Consider the following 26413-nt stretch of genomic DNA (forward strand, 5'->3'; position numbering starts at 1 on the left):
TCCGACACGCCCTGTACCGGCACACCATCAGCCGGTAGCCGGAAACGGTGGGGACCCTACCCCAGACCGAACCCGCGGGTAACGGCCGGGGGTGGGGTGGTGACGACGGCGAGGCCGCGGGTCAGGCGGCCGTGTAACCGAGTTGACGGCGCATGTAGGGCGTCATGAGGCTCTTCGCCTTGGTCAGGGTGGTGGTGCGGCTGCCGAGGACGGCGGACTCTCCGCCCGGCACGGGCAGTACGGTCAGTCCGTCGGCAGGGCCGAAGGGCACGATCAGCGGGGTGCGCTGGATCGGGCGGTACAGGCGCGGCTCCTTGCGGTGTTTGCCGGAACTCTGCAGGTAGCCGCGGATGTTGTGGGCGGCGATGTCCGCCTGGGCGAGTGCGGCGGGGGTGATCTTGAGTTCGCTGACGTCGTTCACGTCGCCGACGGCGAACACGTCCGGCCAGCCCTCGACCCGGAGCCTGCGGTCGACCTTCACGCGCCCGGCTCCGTTGAGCCAGTCGCCGTGGCCGGCCAGGCGCAGCCAGAGCGTGTTGGGGGTGGTGCCGGTCGCCCAGAAGGACAGGTCGGCCTCGATGATCGTGCCGCGGGCGTCGCGGTAGGTGCCGAAGTCGTTGCCCGGCGACATGAAGGAGTCGAGCCGTACCTCCACGTCGTGGGACTCCAGCCAGGCCAGGGCCTTGCGTCCCGGACGGGCACTGCCCGTGGAGTCCAGCAGGGCGGGCCCGGAGTGGGCGAGGGTGACGCGGGCCTCCGGGCGGGCGAGGCGGATCTCGGCGCTGAGTTCGACGCCGCCGGGGCCGCCGCCGACGACCAGGACGTGTTCGGCCGTGGCGATGTTGCGCTGGTGCTCGGCGAAGGACTTGGCCGCTTCCTCGGTCGTGGTGCCGGTGAAGCGGGCCGGCTCGGGGTAGTCGGCGCCGGTGGCGATCACGACCACGTCGTACGGCAGCCGCTCGCCGGTGGCGAGGACGACCTGCCGCTCGGTGGTGTCGATGCGGACGGCCTTGCCGGTGGCCACCCGGCCGTGGCGCAGCAGCCGGTCGTAGGGGATGAAGGGGGTGTGCGTCCACTCGGGGCGCACTCCCGCGCGCAGGGAGGCGATGCGGTGGAAGAAGACCTCCTTGCGGTCCACCAGCGTGACCCGGGCCGTGTCGTCCAGCCGTCTGGCCAGCCGGACACCGGCATAGCCGCCGCCGATCACCACTACGTCGCCGTCGTACACAACCGGGTCTCCTGTGCTGGGGGGGAACGAGGGCCGCCGCGGACGGGCCCCGCTCGGATCGACCCCCGGCGGCCACTCGACTGACGCGACAGTAGCCCTTGAAAGTTAAAGGGATCCCGAGGTTCCGTGCATGTTCCGTGAAGGGATCGGCACCTGACCGGCCGTCACCTCCCCCAGATCTTCCGGTAGTCCTCGCGGTAGCCCGAGGGGTCCCAGCTGGTGGCGCCCTCGCTGTTGCCCGCCGTGGCGATGTGCACGGGGGCCACGTACCCGCTGTCGGGACGGCCGGAGAAGGCGCGGTTGAACTCGTCGACGATCTGCCAGCCCTGCAGGGACAGCGGCTCGGGCACGGTGGCGGCCTGGTACTGCCGGGCGTTGATGCGCTGGAAGGCGGACGGGTCGCCGTCGCCGGCCCCGATGTTGAACGGCGGCCCGGAGCCCTTCACGCCGGCGGCGCGGAAGGCGGGGGCGGCGTCGGCGAAGTACAGGTCGTTGATGGCCACGGAGTGGGTCCAGCGGTCCGGGAAGCGGGAGAGCAGGGAGGAGATCTCCCGGGGGGTGCGGCTGCTGGCGTCGGGGATCGGGATGTTCTCCACCGAGAGCAGCCGCACGCCCTCACAGCTCTCCAGCTCCTCGCGGATCAGGTCGGACTTGTTCCGCGCGAAGGGGATCGACGCGTCGGTGATGAGCACCACCCCGGCACGGCCGTTCGAGTCGGAGATGATCCACTGCGCGCTGATGCGGGCCACGTCCTCGACGCGGGTGGTGACGTTGGTGAAGAGGTCGGGCTGCCGGCTGGGGCCGGGGTCGGGGACCGCGTGCCAGCCGATGAGCGGGATGCGCTGCGCGTTGGCCCGGGCGGCCTGCTGGGCCGTCGAGTCGGGGTCGAACCCGCCGATGACGATGCCCGAGGGCCGCAGGGCGACGGCTTCGCTCATGGCGGCCTGGATGCCGGCCGGGGTGCCTCCGCCGTCGATCACCCGGACGTTCCAGCCGATGGCCCGCGCGGCCTCCCGCACCCCGTTGGCGGCGCCCGCGACACCGGGATTGGTCATGGTCTGGGCGACGTAGACGATGCTCTTGCCGGACACCGCCTCGGGGCCGTTGGTGGGTCCACCCCAGGGGATGTCGGTCCGCTCGGCCCGGGTGACGGCTTCCCTGGCCCGGGCCTGGACGGTGGGGCAGCCGCTCGGGCCCGTCGCGGTCTCGTCCGCGCCGTCGGAGGAACCGCGTTCGCAGCCGGTGAGGGCGGCGGCCGTGGCCAGCAGGGCGCAGGAGGCGAGCCGCGCGGTGCGGAAGGCGGGGGCGGCCTTGCGGGTGCGGTGCACGGGGACTCCAGTGAGGGGATCGACGCGGCGGGGCGTGCCGAGAGGGTCAGGGCGGGGCCGTGCCGTCCGCCCCCGCCGGGGAGGACGGGGGTGCGGCGGGGGCGTCGCGGGCCGCGCCGCCGCGCAGCCGGCGGCGGGCCGCGTACCCGGCCAGGCCCACGGCGATGAGCAGGGTCCCGCCGTTGAACAGCGGCACCGTCCAGAACTCGGCGCCCAGCTGGGCGATGCCGGTGAGGCCGACGGCGAGGACCGCGACGGCGACGACGGTCCCGAGGGCGTTGGGCCGGCCGGGCTTGATCGCCGTGGAACCGAGGAGGGCGCCGACGAAGGCGGGCAGCAGGTAGTCGAGGCCCACGCTCGGGTTGCCGATCTGCTGCTGGGCGGCGAGCAGCACTCCGGCGAAACCGACGATCAGGCCCGAGGCGGCGAACGCGTAGACGGTGTACCTGCGGGTGGGGATGCCCACGAGGTCGGCCGCGCGCGGGTTGGACCCGACGACGTACAGGTACCGGCCCAGCGGCAACCGCTCCAGCAGCAGCCAGAGGACGGCCGCGAGGGCGAGCACGTAGAAGGCGGGGACCGGGAGGCCGAGGAACGAGGAGTCGTAGAGGTCGGTGAACGCGGGCGGCAGGCCCTGCGGGCCGGGGACGATCCGGCCGCCGTCGGTGATCCAGCCGGTCACGGCGTACATCATGCTGCCGGTGCCGAGGGTGGCGATGAAGGAGTCGATCCGGCCGAACTCGACGATGACGCCGTTGAGGACGCCCACCACCAGCCCTCCGGCGAGCACGGTGAGGCAGGCGAGCGGCCAGGGCCACCCCGCGTTGACGACGAGCTGGAGCACCATCACGTGGGCCAGGCCCAGGCCGTAGCCGATGGAGAGGTCGAACGCGCCGGTGACGACGGGCACCATGGCGGCCAGCGCGAGGACGGCCGGGATCGACTGGGTGGACAGGATCGAGTCGACGGTGTCCAGCGTGGGGAAGGTGTCCGGCAGGGCGAGGGAGAAGACCAGGTAGAGCAGGGCGGTGAGGGCGAGCAGGCCGTAGGCGCCGATGTGGTGGCCGCCGGGGCGGTGGCGCGTCCGGGGCGGCGTCACGGGTGCCCGGCCGTGGACGGGGGCATGGCCGAGGCCGCCCGGGTCAGTCCGGCGACGGTGAGGGCGGGGCCGCTCAGCTCGGCCGTCACCGTTCCGCGCACGAAGACCAGCGTGCGCCGGCACACGCTCGCCACCTCCTCGAAGTCGGTGGACAGCAGCAGTACGGCGAGGCCCGCCTCCAGCGCCTCGTTCAGGAGTCGGTGGATGGCGCTCTTGGCGCCGACGTCGACGCTCGCGGTCGGCTCCTCCAGGATCAGCAGCCGCAGGTCCGTCCGCAGCCAGCGGCCGATCATGACCTTCTGCTGGTTCCCGCCGGACAGCGTGGCGATGGGGGTCTCGCTGTCGCGGGGTCGTACCGAGAAGCGGTCCATCAGGGCGGCGGCCCGGGCCCGTTCAGCGCGGGGGCCGATCCAGCGCGCAGCGGGCACGCCGCCCGCGCGGGGGTTCGCCAGGAGGTTCTCCCGTACGGTCAGCTGGGCAAGGCAGCCCTCCCGCAGCCGGTCGCCCGGCACCAGGCCGACCCCGAGGGCGACGGCCTCCGCGACCGTACCGGGCCGGTACGGCCGCCCGTGCAGGAGGACCCGTCCGCCCAAGAGGGGCCGGGCACCGGCGAGGGCGCGGCCGAGGTCCGTGTGCCCGGCCTCGGAGAGGCCGACCAGGCCGAGGACCTCCCCGGGGGCGAGCTCGAAACGGACGGGTCCGGCCCGGGCGGTGCGCACGGCGTCGAGGGCCAGGACGGGCGCCGTGCCGGCCGGGGTCCTGGCGGGGCGGTGGACGGCCGGTTCGTCCGCCTCTCCGACGATGTCGCGGACCAGACGCGCGGGGCTGTGCCCGGCGAGCCGGCCGTGACTGACGACGCGGCCGTCCCGCAGGACGGCGAAGAGGCCGGCGACCCGGTACACCTCGTCCAGGCGGTGGCTGACGTAGAGGACGGCGTGCCCGCGGTCGCGCAGGTCGTGCAGGACACGGAAGAGCCGGGCGCAGTCCGCGGCGGGCAGGCGGGCGGTCGGCTCGTCGAGGACGATGAGCCGCGCGTGTGCCGCCAGGGCCCGGGCGATCGCGACCAGCGAGCGGTCGGCCGGTGCGAGGCCGGAGACCGGCGTGTCCGGGTCGAGGTGGGCGGCGACGATCCCCAGGGCCTCGACACAGCGCGCACGGGTGCGCCGCCAGGAGATCAGCCCGGTCCGGCGCCCGTATCCGTTGGTCAGGGCGATGTTCTCGGCGACCGTCATCCACTCCACGAGACCGAGGTCCTGGTGGATGAACGACATGCTCCGGGTGGCGGTGGGGCTGCCGAGGGGTTCCCCGGCGACGGTGATCTGCCCCGCGTCGGCGTGGTGGACCCCCGCGAGGATCTTGATCAGCGTGGACTTCCCGGCGCCGTTGGGCCCGAGCAGGGCGAGGACGCTGCCGGGGTGGACGTCGAGGTCGGCACCGGCCAGCGCGACGGTGCCGCCGAACCGCTTGCTGAGTCCGCGGATCCGGACCAGGGGTTCCGGCCCGAAGGGTGAAGCCGCCTCCGGGGGCGTGTCGGGAGCGTCGCGCACTCGATCAAATTACATCATTTCGGGCATTTTTCGGCTCGCTGTGACTCCGGAGGGGGTCTGATCTCCGGGCCGACCGGCGCGGGGCTGCGCTGACTGCCGCTTGCCGGGCCGGTGACCGCGTCACGCCGCGTCGAGATCGCATTCGGCCCAGATGACCTTGCCCTCGGGCAGGTAGCGGGTGCCCCAGCTCTGCGAGAGCTGGGCGACGAGGAACAGGCCGCGTCCGCCCTCGTCCGTACTGGCCGCCCGGCGCAGGTGCGGTGCGGTGTTGCTGGCGTCGGAGACCTCGCAGATCAGGGTCCTGCCGTGGAGCAGCCGCACGCGGATCGGCGCGGCGCCGTGCCGGATGGCGTTGGTGATCAGCTCGCTGAGGATCAGCTCCGCGGCGAACCCGGTCTCGTCGAGTCCCCAGCCGGAGAGCCACCGCATGGCGGACGCCCGGACCTCGCCGACCTGGGCCGGGTCGGCGGGCAGCTCCCAGGTGGCGATCCGGCCCGGGTCCATGGCGTGGACGCGGGCGACGAGCAGGGCGATGTCGTCGTGCGGGTGCGCGGGCGCCACGGTGTCCAGGACCGCCTGGCACGTCTCCTCGGGGGCGCGCTCGGGGTGGGCCAGGGCCTCGCGCAGCTGCTCCAGGACCGCGTCGACGTCGCGGTTGCGGTCCTCGATGAGACCGTCGGTGTACAGGACCAGCTGGCTGCCTGCGGGAAGGTCCACCTCGACGGCGTCGAAGGGCAGGCCGCCGAGGCCCAGCGGGGGCCCGGCGGGGAGGTCGGGATAGATCACGGTGCCGTCGGGGTGGACGACGGCGGGTGGCGGGTGGCCGGCGCGGGCCATCAGGCACCGCTGCGTTGTCGGGTCGTAGACGGCGTAGAGGCAGGTCGCACCGATGACGCCGGCGCCCTTGCCGTCGGGGTCCTCCCGGTCCAGGCGGCCCACCAGGTTGTCCAGGTGGGTGAGGACCTCGTCGGGCGGGAAGTCGAGCTCGGCGAAACTGCGGGCGGCGGTGCGCAGCCGGCCCATGGTGGCCGCGGAGAGCATGCCGTGACCGACGACGTCGCCGACGAGCAGTCCGACGCGAGCGCCGGACAGCGGGATGACGTCGTACCAGTCGCCGCCCACGTCGGACTCGGCGGGCAGGTAGCGATGGGCGACCTCGACGGCGTCCTGGTCGGGCAGACCGTGCGGGAGGAGCCGGCGCTGGAGGGCGAGGACCATGGTGCGCTCATGGGTGTAGCGCCGGGCGTTGTCGATGGACAGGGCGGCGCGGGAGGCGAGCTCCTGGGCCAGGGAGCGGTCGTCGTCCCCGAAGGGACTGCCCGCGCGGTAGAAGGAGGCGACCCCGAGGACGACACCGCGGGCGAGCAGCGGTACCGCGATGAGGGAGTGGACGTGGACCAGCAGGCGCGCGGTGTGCTCGGGGTCCTGGGCGAGCCAGCCCGCGGCGGCCTTCAGGTCCGGTTCCAGCACGGCCTCGCCGCTGCTGAGACAGCGCAGCTGGGGTGTGGTCGGGCCGAAGTCGACGCGCTTGCCGGGGGGTGTGAAGGGCAGGCCCTCACGGATGCCGTGGACGACCGTGCGGCGCAGATCGGCGATGGGGTCGGCGGACTCCTCTCCGCGCAGCACGGCGTCGGGCAGGTCGATGGTGACGAAGTCGGCCAGTCCGGGAGCCGCGGTCTCGGCCAGTTCCTCGGCCGTGCGGCGCACGTCCAGGGTGGTGCCGATGCGGGTGCTGGCCCCGGACAGCAGCTCCAGACGGCGGCGCGCAGCGAGGGCGTAGGCCCCGACCTGCGGCTCCCCCAGCATCACCAGCCCCCGGGCCGGGAACGCCGCCTCGGAGTGCCTCCCGGCGGGACCCGATCCGTCCCCGTCGGCTGCGGCGGGCTCGGAGGGGCTCCCGTCGCTGTCCGCCGGGGCGGGTCCGGCAGGGGTGCGCGCCGGGCCGGGTGCGGTGGCGGTCGGGGCCTCGGCGGGCGCGACCGGTCCGGCCGTCCCGCCGGGAGCAGCCGCTCCGCCGTCTCCGTCGGCAGCGACGAGCGGACCGGAGGGCGCGGCAAGGTGCCCGGACGGCAGGGTGATCGCCGGGCGGGCCGCGGAGAGCGGGACGGCGGGGGCGGCGGTGAGGGCGGACCACTCGTCCGTCTGGTGCGGTATGACGAGCGGCTCTCCCGGGGAGCCGGGCAGCACGGCCTCGATGGCGATGCCCCGCACACCGGAGCCGCTGGTCACCGGACGGCTCACGAGCGTCACGCGCCGGCCGTCGGGGAGGGCCACCTCGGCGGCTCCCCGCTGCGCACCGGAGATCAGCTCGGCCGCCTTCTCCCGCAGGATCGCCTGGTCACGGGGGTGGAACTCGTCCGCCACCGCGTCCAGCGTCACACCGCGGTGAAGACCGGCGGTGCCGGCCCCGGCGGCCAGGTACGTCCGCAGCAGGGCACGCTCACGCGCGGAACTCTGCCCCAGCAGCCGCCGTTCGATGCCCTCGGCCGCCCGGCGGATCGCGACGCCCAGTGCGGGCCTCTCGAAGCCGCGCGGATAGCCGAGGCACAGGACACCCTCGATGCGCCCGCTGAGCGGGTCCCGGACGGGCAGCGCGACGCAGGCGCTCTGCTGGGAACGCTCCGCGAAGTGCTCGGCGCCGTAGACGCGGATGAGCTGCCGCTCCGCCAGGGCCAGTCCGATGCCGTTGGTGCCGGCGACCTGCTCGGCGAACACGAACCCCGGGACGACCTGGATGTCAGGCAGGCTCCTGGCCATCGACGGATGCCCGAAGCGGCGCAGCAGCACCGTCCCGTTCGCGTCGGCGACCGAGATGTTGACCTGACTGCCGGCGAACGTGGCCTGCAGCCGGTCGAGGACCGGCACGGCCGCCCGGACGATACGGCCGCCCGGGTCGAAGTCCTCTCGGTAGGGCAGGTCCAGTGTGTCCGGCGACAGGCCCAGGGACCGGCAGCGCTGCCACGAGTCCAGGATGGACGTCCGCACACCCGTCTCGACCGGCTCGCCCTGGAGGAACAGCTCGCGGAGGCTGGCGGGTCCCGTGCCGTCCGTCGCACGCCCCGCCGGCCTGGGTTCCTCGCCGGACCGAACCACGCTTCGCCTCACTTGCGCCCGCGACAATCCGCTGCTCGGAAGAGAATCTGGCATTGATGAGGATACGGGCATTACGGGCGGCCGTCACGGTGCGCCAGGGCCATGCGGGGCGGGCGACCGTCGGGCCGGAGTCGTGGGACCGCGCTCACCCCAGGAAACTCAGGCGTACCTTCCGTTCCGGATTGTCCTTGTTGGTGTCCACCAGGCACACCGACTGCCAGGTGCCGAGCTCCAGCCGGCCGCCCAGCACCGGCAGGGTCGCGTGCGGCGGGACCAGAGCGGGCAGGACGTGGTCACGGCCGTGGCCGGGACTGCCGTGCCGGTGCTGCCAGCGGTCGTCGGCGGGCAGCAGGGTGTGCAGCGCGGCCAGGAGGTCGTCGTCGCTGCCGGCGCCGGTCTCCAGGACGGCGATGCCGGCCGTCGCGTGCGGGACGAAGACGTTGAGGAGGCCGTCCCGGCCGGCCGCCGCCTCGCGCAGGAAGGACTCGCAGTCGCCGGTGATGTCGAGGACCCGCTCCGCGGCGCCGGTGCTGAGGTTCAGAACTCGGGTGGTGAAGACATCTGACATGCCCCCATCCTGACGCACGCGCCGGGGCTTCTCGGGCTTCCCCGGGCCGCGCGCCGGGTCGGCCGGCGATACGGACGTCCCATTGACCGAGACGCCGCCGCCGACCGTGCGCACAGCGCGGTCGTGTGCATGCCGCGGCCGTGAGGTCCCCCGGAGCGGGGGACCCGCGCGTCACGGCCGGGTGACGACCGAGCCGTCGTAGACGTTGCCGGGGGTCGCGACCGCGGTGATCGCCCGGGCGAGCAGTGTCGACGGCTCCTGGCCCTCGACCGCGACATCCGTGTTGATCATGATGACCAGGGTGGCCTTCTGCGCGGGCAGGTAGACGGTCACGGTCTCGTAGCCCGGGATCGAGCCGTTGTGCCCGATCCAGCCGTTGGTCTCGAAGATGCCGAGGCCGTAGTCGGTCCCGGGATAGCCGGTGGGCAGCGTCCGCAGCCGCTGCGCCTGGGTCTCGGGACTGAGCAGTTCGCCGGTGGCCACGACCTTCGCCCAGCGGCGCAGGTCGTGCAGGTCGGAGATCATCGCCCCGGCCGCCCAGGCCCAGCTGGGATTCCAGTCGGTGACGTCCTCGACCTCGCCGCTGAGCGTCTGGTCGGTGTAGCCGCGCGGGTGCGGCTCGGGGAACTCGTCGTCCTGCGGGAACAGGGTGTGGCGCAGGCCGGCCGGGCGGAGCACCCGCTCGTGGATGACGTCGGCGAGCTTGCGGCCGGTGACCTTCTCGATCACCAGGCCGAGCAGGACGAGGTTGGAGTTGGAGTACTGGAAGTCCTCGCCGGGTCCGAAGGTGTTGGCGTGCCGGAAGCCGTAGGTGAGCACCTCGCGGGGGTTGAAGTAGCGCTCCGGTTCGCTCAGCAGGTCGTGGATGAATCCGGCGTCGGCGGTGTACGGGAACAGGCCGCTGCGCATCCCGGCGAGCTGGCGCAGCGTGATCCGGTGCCCGCCCGGTACGCCCCTGACGTACTTCGCGATCGGGTCGTCCAGCCCGATCCGGCCCTCGTCCACGAGCTGGAGCAGCGCGGTGACCGTGAAGGTCTTGGTCTCGCTGCCGATCCGGACGTAGGAGTCGGCGGTCATCGGCATGCGGGTGACGGTGTCGGCCACGCCGGTGGCGCGGACGTAGCTGCCCCTGCCGGGCATCCACAGCCCTACGACGACCCCGGGGATGCCGGCCTGCTCGCGGACCTTGGCGACAGCCCGGTCGAGCCGTTCGGTGAGCCCGGTTCCGAGACCGTGCCGCGGGAGGTCGTCGTGCCCGGCGGTGGCGGGAGCCGGGGCCGCGGTGGCGGGCATCGTCGCCATCGGGGCCAGCACGGACGCCACGAGCAGGGCCGCGGCGAGCAGACGGCGGGAGGGAGTACGTCTCATGGGGGGCGCCTCTTCCGGAGGGGGCGGGACGCAAGGAACATCACCATCCGCGCCCCTGGCGGAGACCGCCCTGCGGTCCGCGAGGGGAGGAGTCCACTCGTTCGGAGCCGCGCGAGCCGCCAGGCGGGAAGATCCACGACCCCGCCCCGGTTAGTAGAAGCGTGAACAACACACACGAGGTCGAGGTAGTCGTCATCGGCGCGGGGCAGGCCGGGCTGGCCGGCGCCTATCACCTGCGGCGGTCCGGTTTCGAGCCGGACCGCGACTTCGTCGTGCTGGACCACTCCCCCGCCCCCGGCGGCGCCTGGCAGTTCCGGTGGCCGTCGCTGACGTACGGCAAGGTGCACGGGATGCACGCCCTGCCGGGCATGGAGCTCACGGACGCGGACCCGGCGCGGCCGTCCGCCGAGGTGATCGGCGCGTACTTCGACCGCTACGAGCGGACCTTCGACCTGCGGGTCAGGCGCCCGGTGGACGTACGGGCCGTGCGCGAGGGGCCCGGCGGGCGGCTGCTCGTGGAGACCTCGGACGGGGTCTGGTCGGCGCGGGCGCTGATCAACGCGACCGGCACCTGGGACCGGCCGTTCTGGCCCCGCTATCCGGGCCAGGAGACCTTCCGGGGGCGGCAGTTGCACACCGCCCAGTACCCCGGGCCCGAGGAGTTCGCCGGGCAGCGGGTCGTGGTGGTGGGCGGTGGCGCCTCGGGCACCCAGCACCTGCTGGAGATCGCCTCGCACGCGGCGGCCACCACCTGGGTGACGCGGCGCCCGCCCGTTTTCCGCGAGGGCCCCTTCGACGAGGGCGCGGGCCGCGCCGCGGTCGCGCTCGTCGAGGAGCGGGTCCGGCTAGGGCTGCCGCCCCGCAGTGTCGTGTCGGTCACCGGGCTGCCGCTCAACGACGCGATCCGGCAGGGCATCGAGGACGGAGTGCTCGACCGGCAGCCGATGTTCGACCGCATCTCGCCGACGGGCGTCGACTGGACCGACGGCCGCCATGTCGACGCCGATGTCATCCTCTGGGCCACCGGCTTCCGCGCCGCCATCGACCATCTCGCCCCGCTCCGGCTGCGCTCCCCCGGCGGCGGCATCCGCATGGAGGGCACGCACGCGGCCGCGGACCCCCGCATCCATCTCGTCGGCTACGGCCCGTCGGCCAGCACGATCGGAGCCAACCGGGCCGGCCGCGCGGCTGTACGGGACATCAGGCGGATGCTGGAGCGGGAGCCGGCGGTGGCGTGACGGGGAGGGGGCCCACCTGGTCGCCCTCACTGGACGCGGCGTGCGGCGGGGCGGGGTCCACCGGACCGCCCTCACCCGGCCGCCTGCGCCCCGCTCTTCTTCCTCTGCGCGTTGAACTCCGCGACGTTGCGCTGGTGTTCGTGGTAGTCCGCCGTGAAGCGGGTGTCGCCCGGGCGGACCGTGACGAAGTACAGCCAGTCGCCCGGGGGCGGGTTGATGGCCGCCCGCATCGCCTCTTCGCCGGGGTTGTCGATGGGCGTGGGCGGCAGACCCATGCGCTGGTACGAGTTGTAAGGGCTGTCGATCCGGGTGTCGGCCTCCGTCGCGCGGAGGGTGGAGCGGTTCAGGGCGTAGTTGATGGTGGAGTCCATCTGCAGCGGCATGCCGCGTTCGAGGCGGTTGAAGATGACCCGGGCCACCTTGCCCATGTCGGCCTTGGTCGCCGCCTCCGCCTGCACGATGCTCGCGATGGTGACGGCCTGGTAGACGTTCATGGCGTTGCGCTGCGCCCCGGCGGCGATGGGCGCGCCGTTGAACCTGTCGTTGGCGGTGTCGACCATCAGCGCGAGGAGCTGGTCCGGCGTGGTCTTCTCCTGGAGCGGATAGGTGGCCGGGAAGAGGTAGCCCTCCGGGTTGCCGTCGGCGTCGTTCGGCAATTTCAGCGCGGCCTTGTCCAGGGACTTCTTGGTGCTGCCGGCGGGCAGGGCGAGGGCCTTGTCGACGGCCGCGTAGACCTGGCTCGCGCGCCAGCCCTCAGGGACGGCCAGGGTCGTGGGACGGCTCTCCTCCTCGGTCCCCAGGGTCAGCAGCGGCACCGCCACGGCGGTGCCGACCACGACGGCTCCGGTCGCGACGAGGGCGAAACGGCCCCTGCGCGTCAGTCGAATCGTGCTCCGTGGCGGAGTGTTCTTGTGCATGCGGGCACGGTAACCCGCATATCGTCACAAACCCGGCATATTTTCATCTTGTCGGTTCCAGTTGGGCGTCCCGGTGTACGAGCGCCGCGTACCGGCCGCCCTCCTCCAGAAGCTCCTCGTGCGTACCGCGTTCGACCGCGCGCCCCGCGTCGAGGACGACGATCTGGTCGGCGCCGCGCACGGTGGACAGCCGGTGGGCGATGGTGAGGGTGGTGCGGTTCGCCGACAGGGCGTCGATGGCGTCCTGGACGGCGGCTTCGGTCCGGGTGTCCAGCGCGCTGGTGGCCTCGTCGAGGATGAGGACCGGCGGGTCGCGCAGGATGGTGCGGGCGATGGCCAGGCGCTGCTTCTCGCCGCCGGAGAAGCGGTGGCCGCGCTCGCCGACGACGGTGTCGTAGCCATCGGGCAGGGCGGCGATGTGGTCGTGGATCTGCGCCGCCTCGGCCGCTTGGCGGAGTTCCTCGTCGGTGGCGTCGGGCTTGGCGAAGCGCAGGTTGTCGGCGACGGATGCGTGGAAGAGGTACGTCTCCTGCGAGACGACGCCGACCGCGCGGGCCAGGCTGTCGAAGTCGAGGTCGCGGACGTCGACCCCGTCGAGGGTGACGCGGCCGCCGGTGACGTCGTAGAGCCGGGGCACCAGATAGCCGAGCGTGGACTTGCCTGCGCCGGTGGGGCCGACGATCGCGAGGCTGCCGCCGGCCGGGACGGTGAGGTCGATGCCGTCGAGCACCGGCCCGTCCTTGCCGTCGTAGCCGAAGGAGACGTCGTCGAAGCGGATTTCGCCCTTGATCCGGTCGAGGCGGACCGGGTCGGGGCGTTCGGTGATGTCGACCGGCAGGTCGAGGTACTCGAAGATGCGCTGGAAGAGGGCGAGGGAGCTCTGGATCTGCACACCGGTCGACAGCAGGCTCACAGCCGGGCGGAACAGGCCCTGCTGGAGCGAGACGAAGGCGACGATCGTGCCGATGGAGACCTCGGGGCCGCCGAGCTGGCGGGCCATGCCGGCGGTCCAGTAGATGACGGCGGGCAGGGCGGCCATGACGATCGTGATGACGGCCATGCGCCAGCGCCCGGCCATGTTCGACCGGACCTCCAGGCCGACGAGCTCCTCGGACTCGTCGGAGAAGGACTTGGTCAGCGAGTCGGAGCGGCCCATGGTGCGGCCGAGCAGGATGCCGCTGACGGAGAGCGACTCGGTGACCGTGGCGGCCATCGCGGCCATCTGCTTCTGGCGCTGGGTGGTGATCTTCCGGCGTTCGTTGCCGACGCGGCGGCTGATCCACACGAACACCGGCAGCAACAGCAGGGAGACGACCGTCAGGCGCCAGTCGAGGGCCAGCATCGCGACGATCGTGGCGACCACGCTGGTGACGTTGGAGACCAGGGAGGTCGCGGTGGAGGTGACGGTGGCCTGCATGCCGCCGATGTCGTTGGCGATGCGGGACTGCACCTCGCCCGTGCGCGTGCGGGTGAAGAAGGCGAGGGACATGCGCTGGAGCCGGCCGTAGACGGCGGTGCGCAGGTCGTGCATGACGCGCTGGCCGACCGTCGTGGAGATCAGGGTCTGGAGAACCCCGAAGACGCTGGTGAGGACGGCGCTGAGGATCATGCCGAGGGCGAGCAGGCTGAGCAGGCCCGTGCGCCCCTGGGGGATCGCGACGTCGAGGATCTCCTTCAGCAGGAAGGGCGTGGCGACCGAGACCAGCGACGCGGCGGCGACCAGCAGCCCGACGATCGCGAGCCGGCCCCGGTAGGGGCGGAAGAGGCCGAGGATGCGGCGGACCTGCCGAGGCTGCTCCTTGGAGTCGGCCGGCGGGGTCCAGGGGGCTTCACGGTCGGGATGCATGGGCTCCTACGAGGGATGCGGCGGATCGGATCACAGCTCATTGTTACCTATACTCACAATGAACTGCATCCTGATAATGTTCCCGCATGACCACGCCCGACTCCGACGGCCTTCTCGCCGAGCAGTTGCTGCGGCTCACCCGTCGGGTGCACCGCATCCAGAAGCGCCATCTGGAGCAGCGTGAGCTGGGCATCACACCCGCCCAGTCCCGGCTGCTGCGCACGCTGGCGCACTGGGAATCGCCGCCGCGCATGGCCGACCTCGCCGAGCGCCTGGAGGTGGTGCCGCGGGCCGTGACGACGCTGGTCGACGGCCTGGAGGCGAGCGGCAAAGTGCGCCGGGTCCCGGACCCGACGAACCGGCGGGTGATCCGCATCGAGCTCACGGACGACGGCCGGGGCGCGCTGCGCGAGCTGCGGGCGGCGCGCAGGTCGGCCGCGGAGGAGATCCTCGCGCCGCTGACGGGGGGTCAGCGGGAGTCGCTCGGGGGGTTGCTGGACACGCTGATCGACGGCCCGCCGACGGGGACCTGCTGAGGGGACGAGATGCCGACGGGGACCTACTGAAGGGACGAGACGCCGGCGGGACCCTGCCGGGGGCCGGCACACGACAGCGGGCCGCGGCCTCCGTTCATCCTGTCGGAGTGGAGGCCACAGCCCGCTCGGTTCCGGTCAACCGGCCTCGGGAGCGGGTTCCTTGAGCCCGTTGAGCCCCTTGGGCTCCTTGGGCTCCTTGGGCTCCTTGGGCTCCTTGGGCTCCTTGGGCTCCTTGGGCTCCTTGGGCTCCTTGGGCTCCTTGGGCTTCTGGGCCGGGATGCCCGGGGCCGGCTCGACGGCACCGAGCCCGCCGTCGGCGTCCATGCCACCCTCGTCCGGCTCGGAGGGGTCCTCCCCGTCGAGCACCCCCTTCGCCCGGTCGGTGTCCAGGGCCCCCTCCCAGCGGGACACCGCGAACACGGCGACGCAGTTGCCGAGCAGGTTGGTGACGACGCGCATCGAGTCCATGATGCGGTCCACGCCCAGCAGCAGCGCGACGGCCCCGGCGGGGATCGCCCCCAGGGAGGAGGCGGTCGCGGACAGGGCGAGGAACGCCGAGCCCGGGATGCCCGCCATGCCCTTGCTGGTCAGCATCAGCACCAGGACGACGGTGACCTGCTGGCCGAGGCTCAGGTCCACCCCCACGGCCTGGGCGATGAACAGCGTGCCGATGGACAGGTAGAGCGAGGCGCCGTCGAGGTTGAAGGAGTAGCCGGTGGGGAGCACCAGCCCCACGGCGTCGTCGCGTGCACCGGCCCGGCGCAGCTTCTGCATCACCCGCGGCATGACCGACTCGGTGGACGCGGTACCGAGCGCGAGCAGCATCTCCTCGCGGATGTAGCGCAGGAACTTCCACAGGCTGAGACCGGTAACGGCCTTCAGGGCGACGGCCAGCAGCGCGATGAACAGCGCCGCCGCCACGTAACAGAGCACGATGAGCTTGGCGTACGTCCTCATCACGCCCAGGCCGTAGTTGCCGACCAGGTGGGCCATCGCGCCGAACACCGCGATCGGGGCCAGCCGCATGATGAAGCCGACGACCGCGAAGATGATCTCCTGGGCCTGCTCGATCGCGGGCAGGATCTTCGGCACCTTGGTGTGGCCGAGGTGCAGCAGGGCGGCGCCCACCAGGCAGGCCAGGATGAGGACTTGGAGCAGTTCGTTCTCGGCGAAGGCGCCGATGAAACTCTGTGGAAGCGCGTTGAGGACGAACTCGGTCGCCGTGGGCAGGTGCCCCCCGCCCGTCGTCTCGTCCACCGCCGCGGCGTTCAGCGAGGAGGGGTCGACGTTCATGCCCTTGCCCGGGCCGACGACGTTGGCGGCGACAAGCCCGATGACCAGGGCGGCCGTCGAGGCGATCTCGAACCAGACGAGGGCCTTGACCCCGATCCGGCCGAACGCCTTCAGGTCACCGGCCTTGGCGATGCCGACGACGACCACGCAGAACACCAGGGGCGAGATCACGGTCTTGATGAGCCGGGTGAAACCGTCGCCGAGCGGCTGGAGAGCCGTGGCCGTGTCCGGCCACAGCTTTCCGACGACGATTCCGAGGACGAGCGCGCAGGTAACCTGCGCGAAAAGCGAGGTACGTACAGTGCGTGCGACGCGTCGCGGGAGGGACGGTACGGACGGGGGCACGAAGCCTCCTAGGGGGACGGGACACACAGAACCCGAAGGGGACTTCTGTGATGCGGAAAGCGGATTCCGTTTCCGAACACCCTGGAGGCTGTCTTGATCGCGCACAAGGCCGCAACGTTTCAGCCAAGTAAAAGCTTCATAAGTGATTCACACCACACGCACCCCACTGCTCACCTCAGCACCGGTTGCGGTCCTCCGTGATCACCCCCTGCACGGCGGTCAGAGTCCGGTCGTAGCAACCGCGTGAGCCGTACAGCCGGTAGCGCTCACTCGTGGTGCCGACGGCGTGGCGCTGATCGCGCGGCACGTTCGCCGTGTATGTCGCGTCGCCCGTATAGGAGTTGTCGAGCCGCGACCACGCGGTGCGTCGTCCGCCGTGCGTGCCGACGACCGTGGCGCGGTCGCCGAGGGCCAGCACGGTGCGCAGGCGGTCGCCCGCACCGAGGGTGGTCGTGCCGTCCATCGTGTAGCCGCGGTGGGTCCGCGTCATACGCCCGCCGACGGTCACCGACTCGTCGTCCCTCCAGGCGGCTTCGAGAGCGTCACGCGTCTCGCCGTCGGTCCAGCGGTGCGTGGACGTGCCGGCGAGCGAGCGGCTGACGGTGGTCGTCACGCGGCCGTGCGACGTGTCGACGTAGCCGCCGACGGTCAGCCGGTGCGCGCCCTCGGTGGCCACCACGTGCTCCGAACCGGGCGTGTACACCGATGCGTTGGTGAGGTCGCCCTCGTTGTGCACGGTGAGCTTCCCGCTGACCCGTGCGCGCTGCTCGTCCTGCCACACCAGGACGTTCACGGGCGTGCTCCAGCCGGTCTGCCCCTCGGGCACGCCGACGACCGAGACCTCGACGCGGTGCGGGCGGCCGTCGTTGAGGATTCCGGCGAAGGGGGTGAGGTCGTAGGTGATCGGCTTGATGTCGAAGGCGCGCGGGCCCGGGATCACGTACCAGAGGAACGGGTTGGACCAGCCTCCGGTCCACACGGTCGGGAACGGTGCGGCGATGCCGGCGAGCCGTCCGTCCACGCTGATCTGCACCTCCCGGTACGGACCCGCACCGGCCTTGCAGGAGTACGGAGCCGGCTCGGGCACGGTCAGGTACCAGTACTCCTCGCAGCCTCCGCCGGACCCGGTCGCGTACACCTCGGCGACGATCCGCTCGCTGTTGCGAGGGGTGGTGAGGGCCGAGTCGCCGTCGAGTGTGAGGACCCGGTCGGGGCTCTTGCCGTCGGGGCGGCCCTGGTAGAACGTCAGCGTGACCTTGACGTCGAGGACGCCCGTGTAGGTGTCGTCGACGACGTTCCCGATGAGCATCTCGACGTCCCGGCTCGTGCGGAAGGTGTCGCCGTAGCGCGTGACGTCCTTCTCCACGGACCACTCGATGCCGTCCGGCGAGGGCTGCGGCGTCGACGTGCGGAAGATCTCGACCCCGCCGACATGCAGGTAGCCGAGCCGGTCGTACTGGCGGCCCTTGACCCTGCCGTCGAGCCGCAGCACCACCTTGCTCCAGCGGTCGCCGCAGCCGTCGGGCGGGGTGTACGTGCCGCGATACGGGGTGAAGTCACGGAACTGCGCCTGGGCGAGGGTGACTTCACACGACTTTCCGGAGGGCCTTTCCACCGGCGGTGCGGCCGTGACCGGGTCGTGCCAGTCGGTGCCGAACTCGGCGGGGACGCCGCCCGCCGGGGCGGGGACGTCCGCCGCACCGGCGGGCCCGGTGCCGAGGAGGGTGCCCGCCAGGAGGGTCGCCCCGGCAAGCATGGACATGACTATCCGTCTCTTCATGTGCGGTGTTCTACGGCGCCCCGGCCGCCTCCGCAATGCGCACCGGCCCACCTGGACAGCCCTGTTCCCGCCTCCGTCGGCCGGTTCCGTTCGGTGAACGGAAAACCTGTTGCCCGCGACCACGCGGCGAGGCGAACCTGTCACGGTTTGCTGCCTTCGGCCGGACCCCACCCCCCTGACACGAGCCACTGGGACGTCATGCAGATTCAAGACCTTCCGTACCCCGACCCGGGCGTGCCGGACGCGCGTTCGGGCCCCCGATTCCTGTGGTGGCTCTTCCGCAATCAGCTGGGCGGTCAGCTCAAGTCGCTGGCCTGGGGGCTGCTGCACTTCGCCTCCGTCGCCGCCCTGCCGTTCTGTGTCGGTGTCGCCGTGCAGGCCGTCGTCGACCGCTCCGGCACCGGGCTCGCCCTGGCGGGCGGGCTGCTGGCGCTGGCCTGCGTCGGCAACGCGGTCGGCGACACCTACCTGCACCGCACCGCGATCACCAACTGGATCACGGCGGCCGCCCGCGTCCAGCAACTGCTCGCCCGCAAGGCCGCCCACCTGGGCTCGGCGCTGACCCGGCGCGTCGCAGCCGGTGAGGTGGTCGCGGTTTCCACGGGTGACGTCGAGAAGATCGGCTGGTTCGTCGAGGCCCTGTCCCGCTTCACCGCGGCCCTGGTCACCATCGTGCTGGTCTGCGTCGGCCTGCTCGTCTACCAGCCGGCGCTCGGCGTGGTCGTCGCCGTGGGACTGCCCGCACTGGCGCTCGCCGTGCTGCCGCTGCTCCCCCGCGCCACCCGGCGCGCCGACACCCAGCGCGAGAAGGCCGGACGCGCCACCGAACTCGCCTCGGACACCGTCGCCGGCCTGCGCGTGCTGCGCGGCATCGGCGGCGAGGAACTGTTCCTCGACCGCTACCGCAGCGCCTCCCAGGAGGTACGCCACGCCGCCGTGCGCAGCGCCCGGATGTGGTCCCTGATCTCCGCGATCCAGGTCCTGCTGCCGGGGCTGCTGCTCGTCGCCGTCGTCTGGTACGGCGTGCGGCTGGCACGCGAGGGCCGGATCACCGTCGGCGAACTGGTCACCGTGTACAGCTCGGTCATGGTCCTCACCTATCCGCTGCGGCACTTCGAGGAGATCGCCATGGCGTACTCCTTCTCCCGGCCCTCCGCCAAGCGGGCCGCGGGAGTGCTGGCGCTCCAGCGGCCCACGGACACCGCGGGATCACGCGCGGCCGAGGTTCCGTCAGGCGATCTGTACGACCCGGACACCGGGCTGCTCGCGCCCGCCGGGCGGCTCACGGCCGTGGTGTGCGGCGACCCGGACGCGGCGGGCCTGCTGGCGGAACGGCTGGGCGGACACCCGTCCCAGGAAGGCACCTCGGTGCTGCTGGGCGGTGTGCCGCTCGACGAACTCCCGCTGGACAGCGCCCGTACGGCCGTCCTCGTCCAGGACAAGGACCCGGTGCTGCTGTCCGGCACACTGCGCGAGCTGCTCGACGTACCCGCGTCGGGCGCCGTCCGGCCGCAGGAGGCGCTGGCGGCCGCGCAGTGCGACGACGTGCTGGCGGCGCTGGTGCAGGGCTCGCTGGACGCGGGCGACCCGATGGACGCCCGGATCACCGAACGCGGCCGGTCCCTGTCCGGCGGTCAGCGCCAGCGGCTCGCGCTCGCCCGGTCGCTGATCACGGACCCGGAGGCGCTCGTCCTGGACGAGCCGACGTCGGCCGTCGACTCGCACACCGAGGCCCGGATCGCGCAGGGCGTGCGGGAGTTGCGCGACGGGCGCACGACCGTGGTCTTCACCTCCTCCCCGCTGCTCCTGGACCGCGCCGACCGGGTCGTGTTCCTGCACGACGGCGAGGCCGTCGCGGTGGGCGCCCATCGCGAGCTGGTGCGGACCGACTCCCGCTACCGGGCGGTGGTCACGCGCGAGACGGACGACGAGGCCGCGCTGAACGGCTCCGTCGCCCTGGACGACGTCCTGCAGGAACTGGAAGAGATCGAGGAGAAGGCATGATCGGCGTCGCGCCACCGGCGTACGACCCGGCGGCCCCGACCACGGCGAACACCCTGCCGGTCGGTGCCCCCGAGACCGTGCGCGCCTATGTGGCCGAACTGCTGCGCCGGCACCGGCGGGCGTTCCTGCTGCTGGTCGCCGTCAACACGGCCGCCGTGATCGCCTCGATGGCCGGCCCCTGGCTGCTGGGCGGACTGGTGGAGCGGGTGTCCGACGGGGCGCGGGACCTGCGGCTGGAACTCACGGCCGGGCTCTTCACGGCCGCGCTGGCCGTCCAGGCCGTGTTCGTCCGCCAGGTGCGTCTGCGCGGCGCGATGCTGGGCGAGCGGATGCTGGCCGACCTGCGCGAGGACTTCCTCGTCCGGTCGGTCGGCCTGCCGCCCGGGGTGCTGGAGCGGGCCGGGACCGGCGACCTGCTGTCGCGCATCACGACCGACATCGACCGGCTGGGCAACGCGATGCGCGAGGCCGTTCCGCAGCTGTCGATCGGCGTGGTGTGGGTGTTCCTGCTGATGGGCGGGCTGGTGATCACGGCGCCGCCGTTGGCGCTCGCCGTGCTGCTCGCCCTGCCGCTGCTGATCACCGGCTGCCGCTGGTACTTCCGGCGGGCGCCCTCGGCCTACCGTTCCGAGGCCGCCGGGTACGCCGCCGTCGCCGCCGCGCTCGCCGAGACCGTGGACGCCGGGCGCACCGTGGAGGCCCACCGCCTCGGCGAGCGCCGTGTCGCGCTGTCGGAGCGCCGGATCCGAGAGTGGACGGCCTGGGAGCGGTACACGCTCTGGCTGCGGTCGGTGCTCTTCCCGGTCATCAACACCACCCACGTCACCGTGCTCGCCTCCGTCCTGATGATCGGCGGCGTCTTCGCCCTGCGCGGGTGGATCGACGTCGGCCAGCTGACGACCGGCGCGCTGATCGCCCAGATGCTGGTCGACCCGGTGGGCATGATCCTGCGCTGGTACGACGAGCTGCAGGTGGCCCAGGTGTCGCTGGCCCGGCTCGTCGGGGTCCGGGACATCGAGCCGGACGCCGGGGATCCCACCGTGGCCCCCGAGGGACGTCATGTGCACGCCGAGCGGGTGCACTTCGGCTACCTGGAGGGCGTGGACGTCCTGCGCAAGGTGTCCCTGGAGGTCGCCCCCGGCACCCGGCTCGCCCTGGTCGGCCCCTCGGGTGCGGGCAAGTCCACGCTGGGGCGGCTGCTCGCCGGGATCTACGCGCCCCGGGACGGCCGGATCACCCTGGGCAGCGCCGAGCTGTCCCGGATGCCGGCCGAGCGCGTCCGCTCCCATGTGGCCCTGGTCAACCAGGAGCACCACGTGTTCGTGGGCTCCCTGCGCGACAACCTCCGGCTCGCGCGGACCGGTGCCGTCGACGCGGAGCTGTGGGCGGCGCTGGGCGCGGTCGACGCGGACGGCTGGGCCCGTGCGCTCGACGAGGGCCTGGACACCGAGGTCGGCTCGGGAGGTCTGGCGCTCACCCCGGCCCAGGCCCAGCAGATCGCGCTGGCCCGCCTGGTGCTGGCCGACCCGCACACACTGGTCCTGGACGAGGCGACGTCGCTGCTCGACCCTCGCGCGGCCCGCAACCTGGAGCGCTCCCTGGCCCGGGTCCTCGACGGCCGCACCGTCGTCGCCATCGCCCACCGGCTGCACACCGCTCACGACGCGGACGTCATCGCCGTCGTCGAGAACGGCAGGATCAGCGAGCTGGGCAGCCACGACGAGCTGGTCGCCGCGGACGGGGCGTATGCGGCGCTGTGGAGGTCGTGGCACGGCTGAGCACGTCGTCGTGCGACCCGGCCGCCCGCCTCTCAGGCGGGCGGCCGGGTCCTTGGCGTTGCGCGGTCACGAGCCCGGGTGGAAGGCTGGAATCAGGCACCGGCTCGGGGGACGCCCGGGAACCAGAGGTCCGGGCGGCGTCAGTGCTCCGCGGCGGCGGCCCGGCACGGGCCCCGTGGATACGGGCCCGTCCCCACCCCTGGAGGTACCCGTGAACAGCTCCGACGGCTGGGGAGACGACGTCTACCAGCCGGACCAAGACGAGCAGAGGGAGGACACGGGGCTGCTCGACGCCGAGGACACCCTGGAGAACGACGGCGTCGACGATCCCCTGGACCGGGGCTGGTCCCCTCCCGAGCGGCCCTGGGCCGTCGAACACCTCGGTGTGACGGCGGCCGAGCGGCAGCGGGGCGAGACGCTGGACCAGCGGCTCTCCGAGGAACTTCCGGAGGCCACCGCACCGGACGGTGACGGCCTCGGGGACTGCGACGGCACCGACGGGGAACTCCTGGACAACGAGGTCGGCGCCACGCGCTCCGGCCGGCTCGTGGCACCCGACGAGGGCGCCCACGAGGACGAGGAGGAGGCACTGGTCGCCATGGACGTGGGCATCGACGGCGCCGCGGCGTCGGCCGAGGAGGCCGCCGTGCACATCGTCGACGAGGACACCCTGTCCGGCTGACCCCAGCACCGGCCCGAGCCGTTCGAGGAGCATCCATGCAGCAGGACAAGCACCCCGACTACCAGCCCGTCGTCTTCCGCGACCGCGCCGCCGGGTACGCGTTCCTCACCCGGTCCACCGCGACCAGCGACCAGACCATCGAGTGGGACGACGGCGAGACCTACCCGGTCGTGGACGTGGAGATCTCCTCGGAGAGCCACCCCTTCTACACGGGCAGGGCCCGAACGGTGGACTCGGAGGGCCGGGTCGCCGCCTTCGAGCGGCGCTACGGCGGCGGCTGAGGAACCTCCCGGGACCGGCTGTGCTCAGATGACGTTGAGCGCGGCCGCGCCGCCCACCCCGCCGAGCAGCATGAACACCGGCATCAGCACCTTGAGCTCGACCCAGCTGCCCGCCCGGAACCGCATGACCTTGGGCGGGCCGATCGGGTACCAGCGCTTGCGCCCGACCGGGATGGGCCACAGGATCGGGCAGCCGGACACCGTGAGCGCATCCCCGATGTCGTGCACGATCGCGCCCAGCACCACCGGCAGTCCCAGCCACAGGTACTCCTGGCCCGGCGCCGTGAACAGCCAGTCCGCGCCGTTGCCGGGCTTGTCCAGCACGCCTGCGAGGATCCAGGCGGTGGTCGCGGCCAGCAGCCACACCAGGACCTCGCTGCTGGAGCCGCGCGTCGCCCGCCACAGCAGGCCCTCGATGGCCAGGACCATGTGCACGAAGAGGATCGCGAGCACGCCCCAGCGGTCGCTGGTGATCGCCACCACCGAGGTGCCCGCCCCGATCAGCACCGCCCACAGCCAGGTGTGCGTGAGGGTGCGGTGCCCGCCGGAGCGGCGCGGGTCGCCCTGCTTCTTGGTGGCCTTGTAGACGGCGTACGACAGCTTGTCGACGATCTCGCACAGCCAGCGCGACACCGGTCCGAAGGACCGGGAGATGGTGGCCGCTTTGTGGTCGAGGTCCGGGGCGAGGGCGGCTCCGGCGCAGATCAGGGCGCCGACGAGGAGGACCGGCCAGGGCATCGGGTGCCCGGCGGCCGCGGCGGCCGCACCGACGCCGAGCCAGGCGGCGGCTCCCGACAGTGAGTGTGCTGGTCCCATCATGGCCGCTGCCCGCCCCATTCGTCCTGTGCCGCTGTCCAGTTGACCGGGCGTGCTGACGTCCCGTCGGCGCCCCAGCGTAGCGTTCGTGATCTTCGGGCCCGCAGCCGATTCCCGCATCGGGCACCGGGCCAGGCAAGATGGGGGCGTGACCCTCATCGATCAGCTGCCGCGGACCCCCGACCCCGATGCCTTGTACGAAGCCTTCGAGTCGTGGGCCGGCGAGCGGGGTCTCACGCTCTACCCCCACCAGGAGGAGGCGCTGATCGAGGTGGTCTCCGGCGCGAACGTGATCGTCTCGACCCCCACCGGCTCCGGCAAGAGCATGATCGCGGCGGGCGCGCACTTCGCGGCCCTGGCCCGGGACGAGGTCACCTTCTACACGGCCCCGATCAAGGCGCTGGTGTCGGAGAAGTTCTTCGAGCTGTGCAAGATCTTCGGCACCGAGAACGTCGGCATGCTCACCGGCGACGCCTCCGTGAACGCCGACGCCCCCGTCATCTGCTGCACCGCCGAGGTGCTCGCGTCGATCGCGCTGCGCGACGGCAAGGACGCGGACGTCGGCCAGGTCGTGATGGACGAGTTCCACTTCTACGCGGAGGGCGACCGGGGCTGGGCCTGGCAGATCCCGATCCTGGAGCTGCCGCAGGCGCAGTTCGTGCTGATGTCGGCGACGCTCGGCGACGTCTCCTTCTTCGAGAAGGACCTCACGCGCCGCACGAACCGCCCGACCGCGGTGGTCCGCTCGGCGACCCGGCCGGTCCCGCTCTCCTATGAGTACCGGTACACCCCGCTCACCGAGACGCTCACCGACCTGCTGGCGGCCCGGCAGGCGCCCGTCTACATCGTGCACTTCACTCAGGCGCAGGCCGTGGAGCGGGCGCAGGCACTGATGAGCATCAACATGTGCTCGAAGGAGGAGAAGGAGCAGATCGCCGAGCTGATCGGCAACTTCCGCTTCACCACCAAGTTCGGCCGCAACCTCTCCCGTTACGTCCGGCACGGCATCGGCGTCCACCACGCCGGCATGCTGCCCAAGTACCGGCGCCTGGTGGAGAAGCTCGCGCAGGCCGGTCTGCTGAAGGTCATCTGCGGCACCGACACACTCGGCGTGGGCGTCAACGTCCCCATCCGCACCGTGCTGTTCACGGCCCTCACCAAGTACGACGGCACCCGTGTACGCACCCTGCGCGCCCGGGAGTTCCACCAGATCGCGGGCCGGGCCGGACGGGCCGGATACGACACGGAGGGCTTCGTCGTCGCGCAGGCGCCCGAGCACGTCGTCGAGAACGAGAAGGCCCTCGCCAAAGCGGGCGACGACCCGAAGAAGCGCCGCAAGGTGGTCCGCAAGAAGGCCCCCGAAGGCTTCGTCGCCTGGTCGGAGCAGACCTTCGAGAAGCTCATCGGCTCCGACCCGGAGCCGCTGACGTCGCGGTTCCGGGTGACGCACACGATGCTGCTGTCGGTGATCGCCCGCCCCGGCAACGCCTTCGAGGCGATGCGACGGCTGCTGGAGGACAACCACGAGCCGCGCAAGCAGCAGCTGCGGCACATCCGCCGGGCCATCGCGATCTACCGGTCCCTGCTGGACGGCGGCATCGTCGAGAAGCTGGACGAGCCGGACGCCACCGGCCGCATCGTCCGCCTCACCGTGGATCTCCAGCAGGACTTCGCGCTCAACCAGCCGCTGTCCACCTTCGCGCTCGCCGCGTTCGAACTGCTCGACCCCGAATCGCCGTCGTACGCGCTCGACATGGTGTCCGTCGTGGAGTCCACGCTCGACGACCCCCGGCAGATCCTCGCCGCCCAGCAGAACAAGGCCCGCGGCGAGGCCGTCGCCGCGATGAAGGCCGACGGCGTGGAGTACGAGGAGCGCATGGAGCGCCTCCAGGACATCACGTACCCCAAGCCGCTGGAGGAGCTGCTCTTCCACGCGTACGACACGTACCGCAAGAGCCACCCCTGGGTCGGCGACCACCCGCTGTCGCCCAAGTCGGTCATCCGTGACATGTACGAACGGGCCATGTCCTTCACGGAGTTGGTGTCCCACTACGAGCTGGCGCGCACCGAGGGCATCGTGCTGCGCTATCTCGCGAGCGCCTTCAAGGCCCTCGACCACACCGTCCCGGACGACCTCAAGTCCGAGGACCTCCAGGATCTGATCGCCTGGCTGGGCGAGATGGTGCGCCAGGTCGACTCCAGCCTGCTGGACGAGTGGGAGCAGCTGGCCAACCCGGCGGAGATGACCGCCGAGGAGGCCCAGGAGAAGGCCGACGAGGTCAAGCCGGTCACCGCCAACGCCCGCGCCTTCCGCGTCCTGGTCCGCAACGCCATGTTCCGCCGCGTGGAACTGGCCGCCCTCGACCACGTCGGCGAACTGGGCGAGATGGACGGGGAGTCCGGCTGGGACGCCGACGCGTGGGGCGAGGCGATGGACAAGTACTGGGACGAGTACGAGGATCTCGGCACCGGTCCCGACGCCCGCGGCCCCAAGCTGCTGCTCATCGAGGAGGAGCCGGAGAACGCCCTGTGGCGGGTCCGGCAGATCTTCCACGACCCGAACGGCGACCACGACTGGGGCATCAGCGCGGAGGTCGACCTCACGGCCTCGGACGCGGAGGGCCGCGCGATCGTCCGCGTCACCGACGTCGGCCAGCTGTGACGGG

Annotated in this window: 19 protein-coding genes; 7 read left to right on the top strand and 12 right to left on the bottom strand. The window is 72.3% G+C overall.

Going from position 1 to position 26413, the window contains the following annotated elements; all coding sequences use genetic code 11:
• Window positions 1-121: 121 nt before the first annotated feature.
• The 7 genes from A4E84_RS05625 to A4E84_RS05655 form a co-directional block, all read right to left on the bottom strand.
• Window positions 122-1228: an NAD(P)/FAD-dependent oxidoreductase gene (locus A4E84_RS05625; RefSeq protein ID WP_062925479.1), complete on the bottom strand. Its 1107-nt coding sequence runs from the start codon at window positions 1226-1228 to the stop codon at window positions 122-124.
• A gap of 164 nt (window positions 1229-1392) precedes the next feature.
• Window positions 1393-2556, bottom strand: a complete 1164-nt coding sequence (locus A4E84_RS05630) for a substrate-binding domain-containing protein (protein WP_062925480.1) — start codon at window positions 2554-2556, stop codon at window positions 1393-1395.
• A gap of 46 nt (window positions 2557-2602) precedes the next feature.
• A complete protein-coding gene (locus tag A4E84_RS05635; protein WP_062925481.1) occupies window positions 2603-3655 on the bottom strand; it encodes an ABC transporter permease in 1053 nt (350 codons plus the stop codon).
• The gene (locus A4E84_RS05640) at window positions 3652-5202 is read right to left on the bottom strand and encodes a sugar ABC transporter ATP-binding protein (RefSeq protein WP_062925482.1); all 1551 of its coding nucleotides are present in this window, start codon (window positions 5200-5202) and stop codon (window positions 3652-3654) included. Before A4E84_RS05640 ends, A4E84_RS05635 begins: the two co-directional genes overlap by 4 nt.
• A 120-nt stretch (window positions 5203-5322) precedes the next feature.
• Window positions 5323-8295: a SpoIIE family protein phosphatase gene (locus A4E84_RS05645; protein ID WP_062925483.1), complete on the bottom strand. Its 2973-nt coding sequence runs from the start codon at window positions 8293-8295 to the stop codon at window positions 5323-5325.
• Window positions 8296-8440: 145 nt separating this feature from the next.
• Window positions 8441-8863 carry a YjbQ family protein gene (locus A4E84_RS05650; RefSeq protein WP_062925484.1) on the bottom strand — a complete coding sequence of 141 codons (423 nt, stop codon included), beginning with the start codon at window positions 8861-8863 and terminating at the stop codon, window positions 8441-8443.
• A gap of 171 nt (window positions 8864-9034) precedes the next feature.
• The gene (locus tag A4E84_RS05655; protein ID WP_062925485.1) at window positions 9035-10231 is read right to left on the bottom strand and encodes a serine hydrolase domain-containing protein; all 1197 of its coding nucleotides are present in this window, start codon (window positions 10229-10231) and stop codon (window positions 9035-9037) included.
• A gap of 161 nt (window positions 10232-10392) precedes the next feature.
• On the opposite strand from A4E84_RS05655, the gene A4E84_RS05660 reads away from it, so the two are divergent.
• A complete protein-coding gene (locus A4E84_RS05660; RefSeq protein ID WP_062925486.1) occupies window positions 10393-11469 on the top strand; it encodes an NAD(P)-binding domain-containing protein in 1077 nt (358 codons plus the stop codon).
• A 71-nt stretch (window positions 11470-11540) separates the two neighbouring features.
• Here A4E84_RS05660 and mltG read toward each other — a convergent pair whose 3' ends face one another.
• Window positions 11541-12386, bottom strand: a complete 846-nt coding sequence (gene mltG, locus A4E84_RS05665) for an endolytic transglycosylase MltG (protein WP_062925487.1) — start codon at window positions 12384-12386, stop codon at window positions 11541-11543.
• 43 nt (window positions 12387-12429) lie between these two features.
• Complete coding sequence (locus A4E84_RS05670) at window positions 12430-14232, bottom strand: ABC transporter ATP-binding protein (protein ID WP_062925488.1); 1803 nt, start codon at window positions 14230-14232, stop codon at window positions 12430-12432.
• Window positions 14233-14318: 86 nt separating this feature from the next.
• On the opposite strand from A4E84_RS05670, the gene A4E84_RS05675 reads away from it, so the two are divergent.
• Window positions 14319-14768: a MarR family winged helix-turn-helix transcriptional regulator gene (locus A4E84_RS05675; protein ID WP_062925489.1), complete on the top strand. Its 450-nt coding sequence runs from the start codon at window positions 14319-14321 to the stop codon at window positions 14766-14768.
• 135 nt (window positions 14769-14903) lie between these two features.
• Here A4E84_RS05675 and A4E84_RS05680 read toward each other — a convergent pair whose 3' ends face one another.
• Together A4E84_RS05680 and A4E84_RS05685 are read right to left on the bottom strand one after the other, a co-directional pair.
• Window positions 14904-16406 carry a cation:dicarboxylate symporter family transporter gene (locus A4E84_RS05680; RefSeq protein WP_237304854.1) on the bottom strand — a complete coding sequence of 501 codons (1503 nt, stop codon included), beginning with the start codon at window positions 16404-16406 and terminating at the stop codon, window positions 14904-14906.
• A 175-nt stretch (window positions 16407-16581) separates the two neighbouring features.
• Window positions 16582-18186, bottom strand: coding sequence for a peptide-N4-asparagine amidase (locus A4E84_RS05685; RefSeq protein WP_062925490.1), 1605 nt, complete (start codon window positions 18184-18186; stop codon window positions 16582-16584).
• 198 nt (window positions 18187-18384) lie between these two features.
• On the opposite strand from A4E84_RS05685, the gene A4E84_RS05690 reads away from it, so the two are divergent.
• The 4 genes from A4E84_RS05690 (at window position 18385) to A4E84_RS05705 (ending at window position 22931) form a co-directional block, all read left to right on the top strand.
• Window positions 18385-20190, top strand: coding sequence for an ABC transporter ATP-binding protein (locus A4E84_RS05690; RefSeq protein ID WP_062925491.1), 1806 nt, complete (start codon window positions 18385-18387; stop codon window positions 20188-20190).
• Window positions 20187-21968: an ABC transporter ATP-binding protein gene (locus A4E84_RS05695; RefSeq protein WP_062925492.1), complete on the top strand. Its 1782-nt coding sequence runs from the start codon at window positions 20187-20189 to the stop codon at window positions 21966-21968. Before A4E84_RS05690 ends, A4E84_RS05695 begins: the two co-directional genes overlap by 4 nt.
• Before the next feature lie 211 nt (window positions 21969-22179).
• Entirely contained in the window at window positions 22180-22650 is a 471-nt protein-coding gene (locus A4E84_RS05700) for a DUF5709 domain-containing protein (RefSeq protein ID WP_062925493.1), read from the top strand.
• A gap of 35 nt (window positions 22651-22685) precedes the next feature.
• Window positions 22686-22931: a type B 50S ribosomal protein L31 gene (locus tag A4E84_RS05705; protein WP_062925494.1), complete on the top strand. Its 246-nt coding sequence runs from the start codon at window positions 22686-22688 to the stop codon at window positions 22929-22931.
• 24 nt (window positions 22932-22955) lie between these two features.
• Here A4E84_RS05705 and A4E84_RS05710 read toward each other — a convergent pair whose 3' ends face one another.
• On the bottom strand, window positions 22956-23750 hold the full coding sequence (locus A4E84_RS05710; protein WP_062925495.1) for a metal-dependent hydrolase: 795 nt from the start codon (window positions 23748-23750) through the stop codon (window positions 22956-22958).
• A 145-nt stretch (window positions 23751-23895) separates the two neighbouring features.
• Between A4E84_RS05710 and A4E84_RS05715 the strand changes: the two genes are divergently transcribed.
• Window positions 23896-26409 (top strand): DEAD/DEAH box helicase, encoded by a 2514-nt coding sequence (locus A4E84_RS05715; protein WP_062925496.1) that lies wholly within the window; start codon window positions 23896-23898, stop codon window positions 26407-26409.
• Window positions 26410-26413 lie beyond the last annotated feature (4 nt).

It is taken from the genome of Streptomyces qaidamensis (genome assembly GCF_001611795.1).
GTDB lineage: Bacteria > Actinomycetota > Actinomycetes > Streptomycetales > Streptomycetaceae > Streptomyces > Streptomyces qaidamensis.

Bases quoted from the DNA above. Each gene is read 5' to 3' on its own strand.
- A4E84_RS05705 (WP_062925494.1), top strand. From the start codon at position 22,686: ATGCAGCAGGACAAGCACCCCGACTACCAGCCCGTCGTCTTCCGCGAC.
- A4E84_RS05650 (WP_062925484.1), bottom strand. From the start codon at position 8,863: ATGTCAGATGTCTTCACCACCCGAGTTCTGAACCTCAGCACCGGCGCC.
- A4E84_RS05685 (WP_062925490.1), bottom strand. From the start codon at position 18,186: ATGAAGAGACGGATAGTCATGTCCATGCTTGCCGGGGCGACCCTCCTG.
- A4E84_RS05670 (WP_062925488.1), bottom strand. From the start codon at position 14,232: ATGCATCCCGACCGTGAAGCCCCCTGGACCCCGCCGGCCGACTCCAAG.
- A4E84_RS05695 (WP_062925492.1), top strand. From the start codon at position 20,187: ATGATCGGCGTCGCGCCACCGGCGTACGACCCGGCGGCCCCGACCACG.
- A4E84_RS05655 (WP_062925485.1), bottom strand. From the start codon at position 10,231: ATGAGACGTACTCCCTCCCGCCGTCTGCTCGCCGCGGCCCTGCTCGTG.
- A4E84_RS05710 (WP_062925495.1), bottom strand. From the start codon at position 23,750: ATGATGGGACCAGCACACTCACTGTCGGGAGCCGCCGCCTGGCTCGGC.
- mltG (WP_062925487.1), bottom strand. From the start codon at position 12,386: ATGCACAAGAACACTCCGCCACGGAGCACGATTCGACTGACGCGCAGG.
- A4E84_RS05690 (WP_062925491.1), top strand. From the start codon at position 18,385: ATGCAGATTCAAGACCTTCCGTACCCCGACCCGGGCGTGCCGGACGCG.
- A4E84_RS05675 (WP_062925489.1), top strand. From the start codon at position 14,319: ATGACCACGCCCGACTCCGACGGCCTTCTCGCCGAGCAGTTGCTGCGG.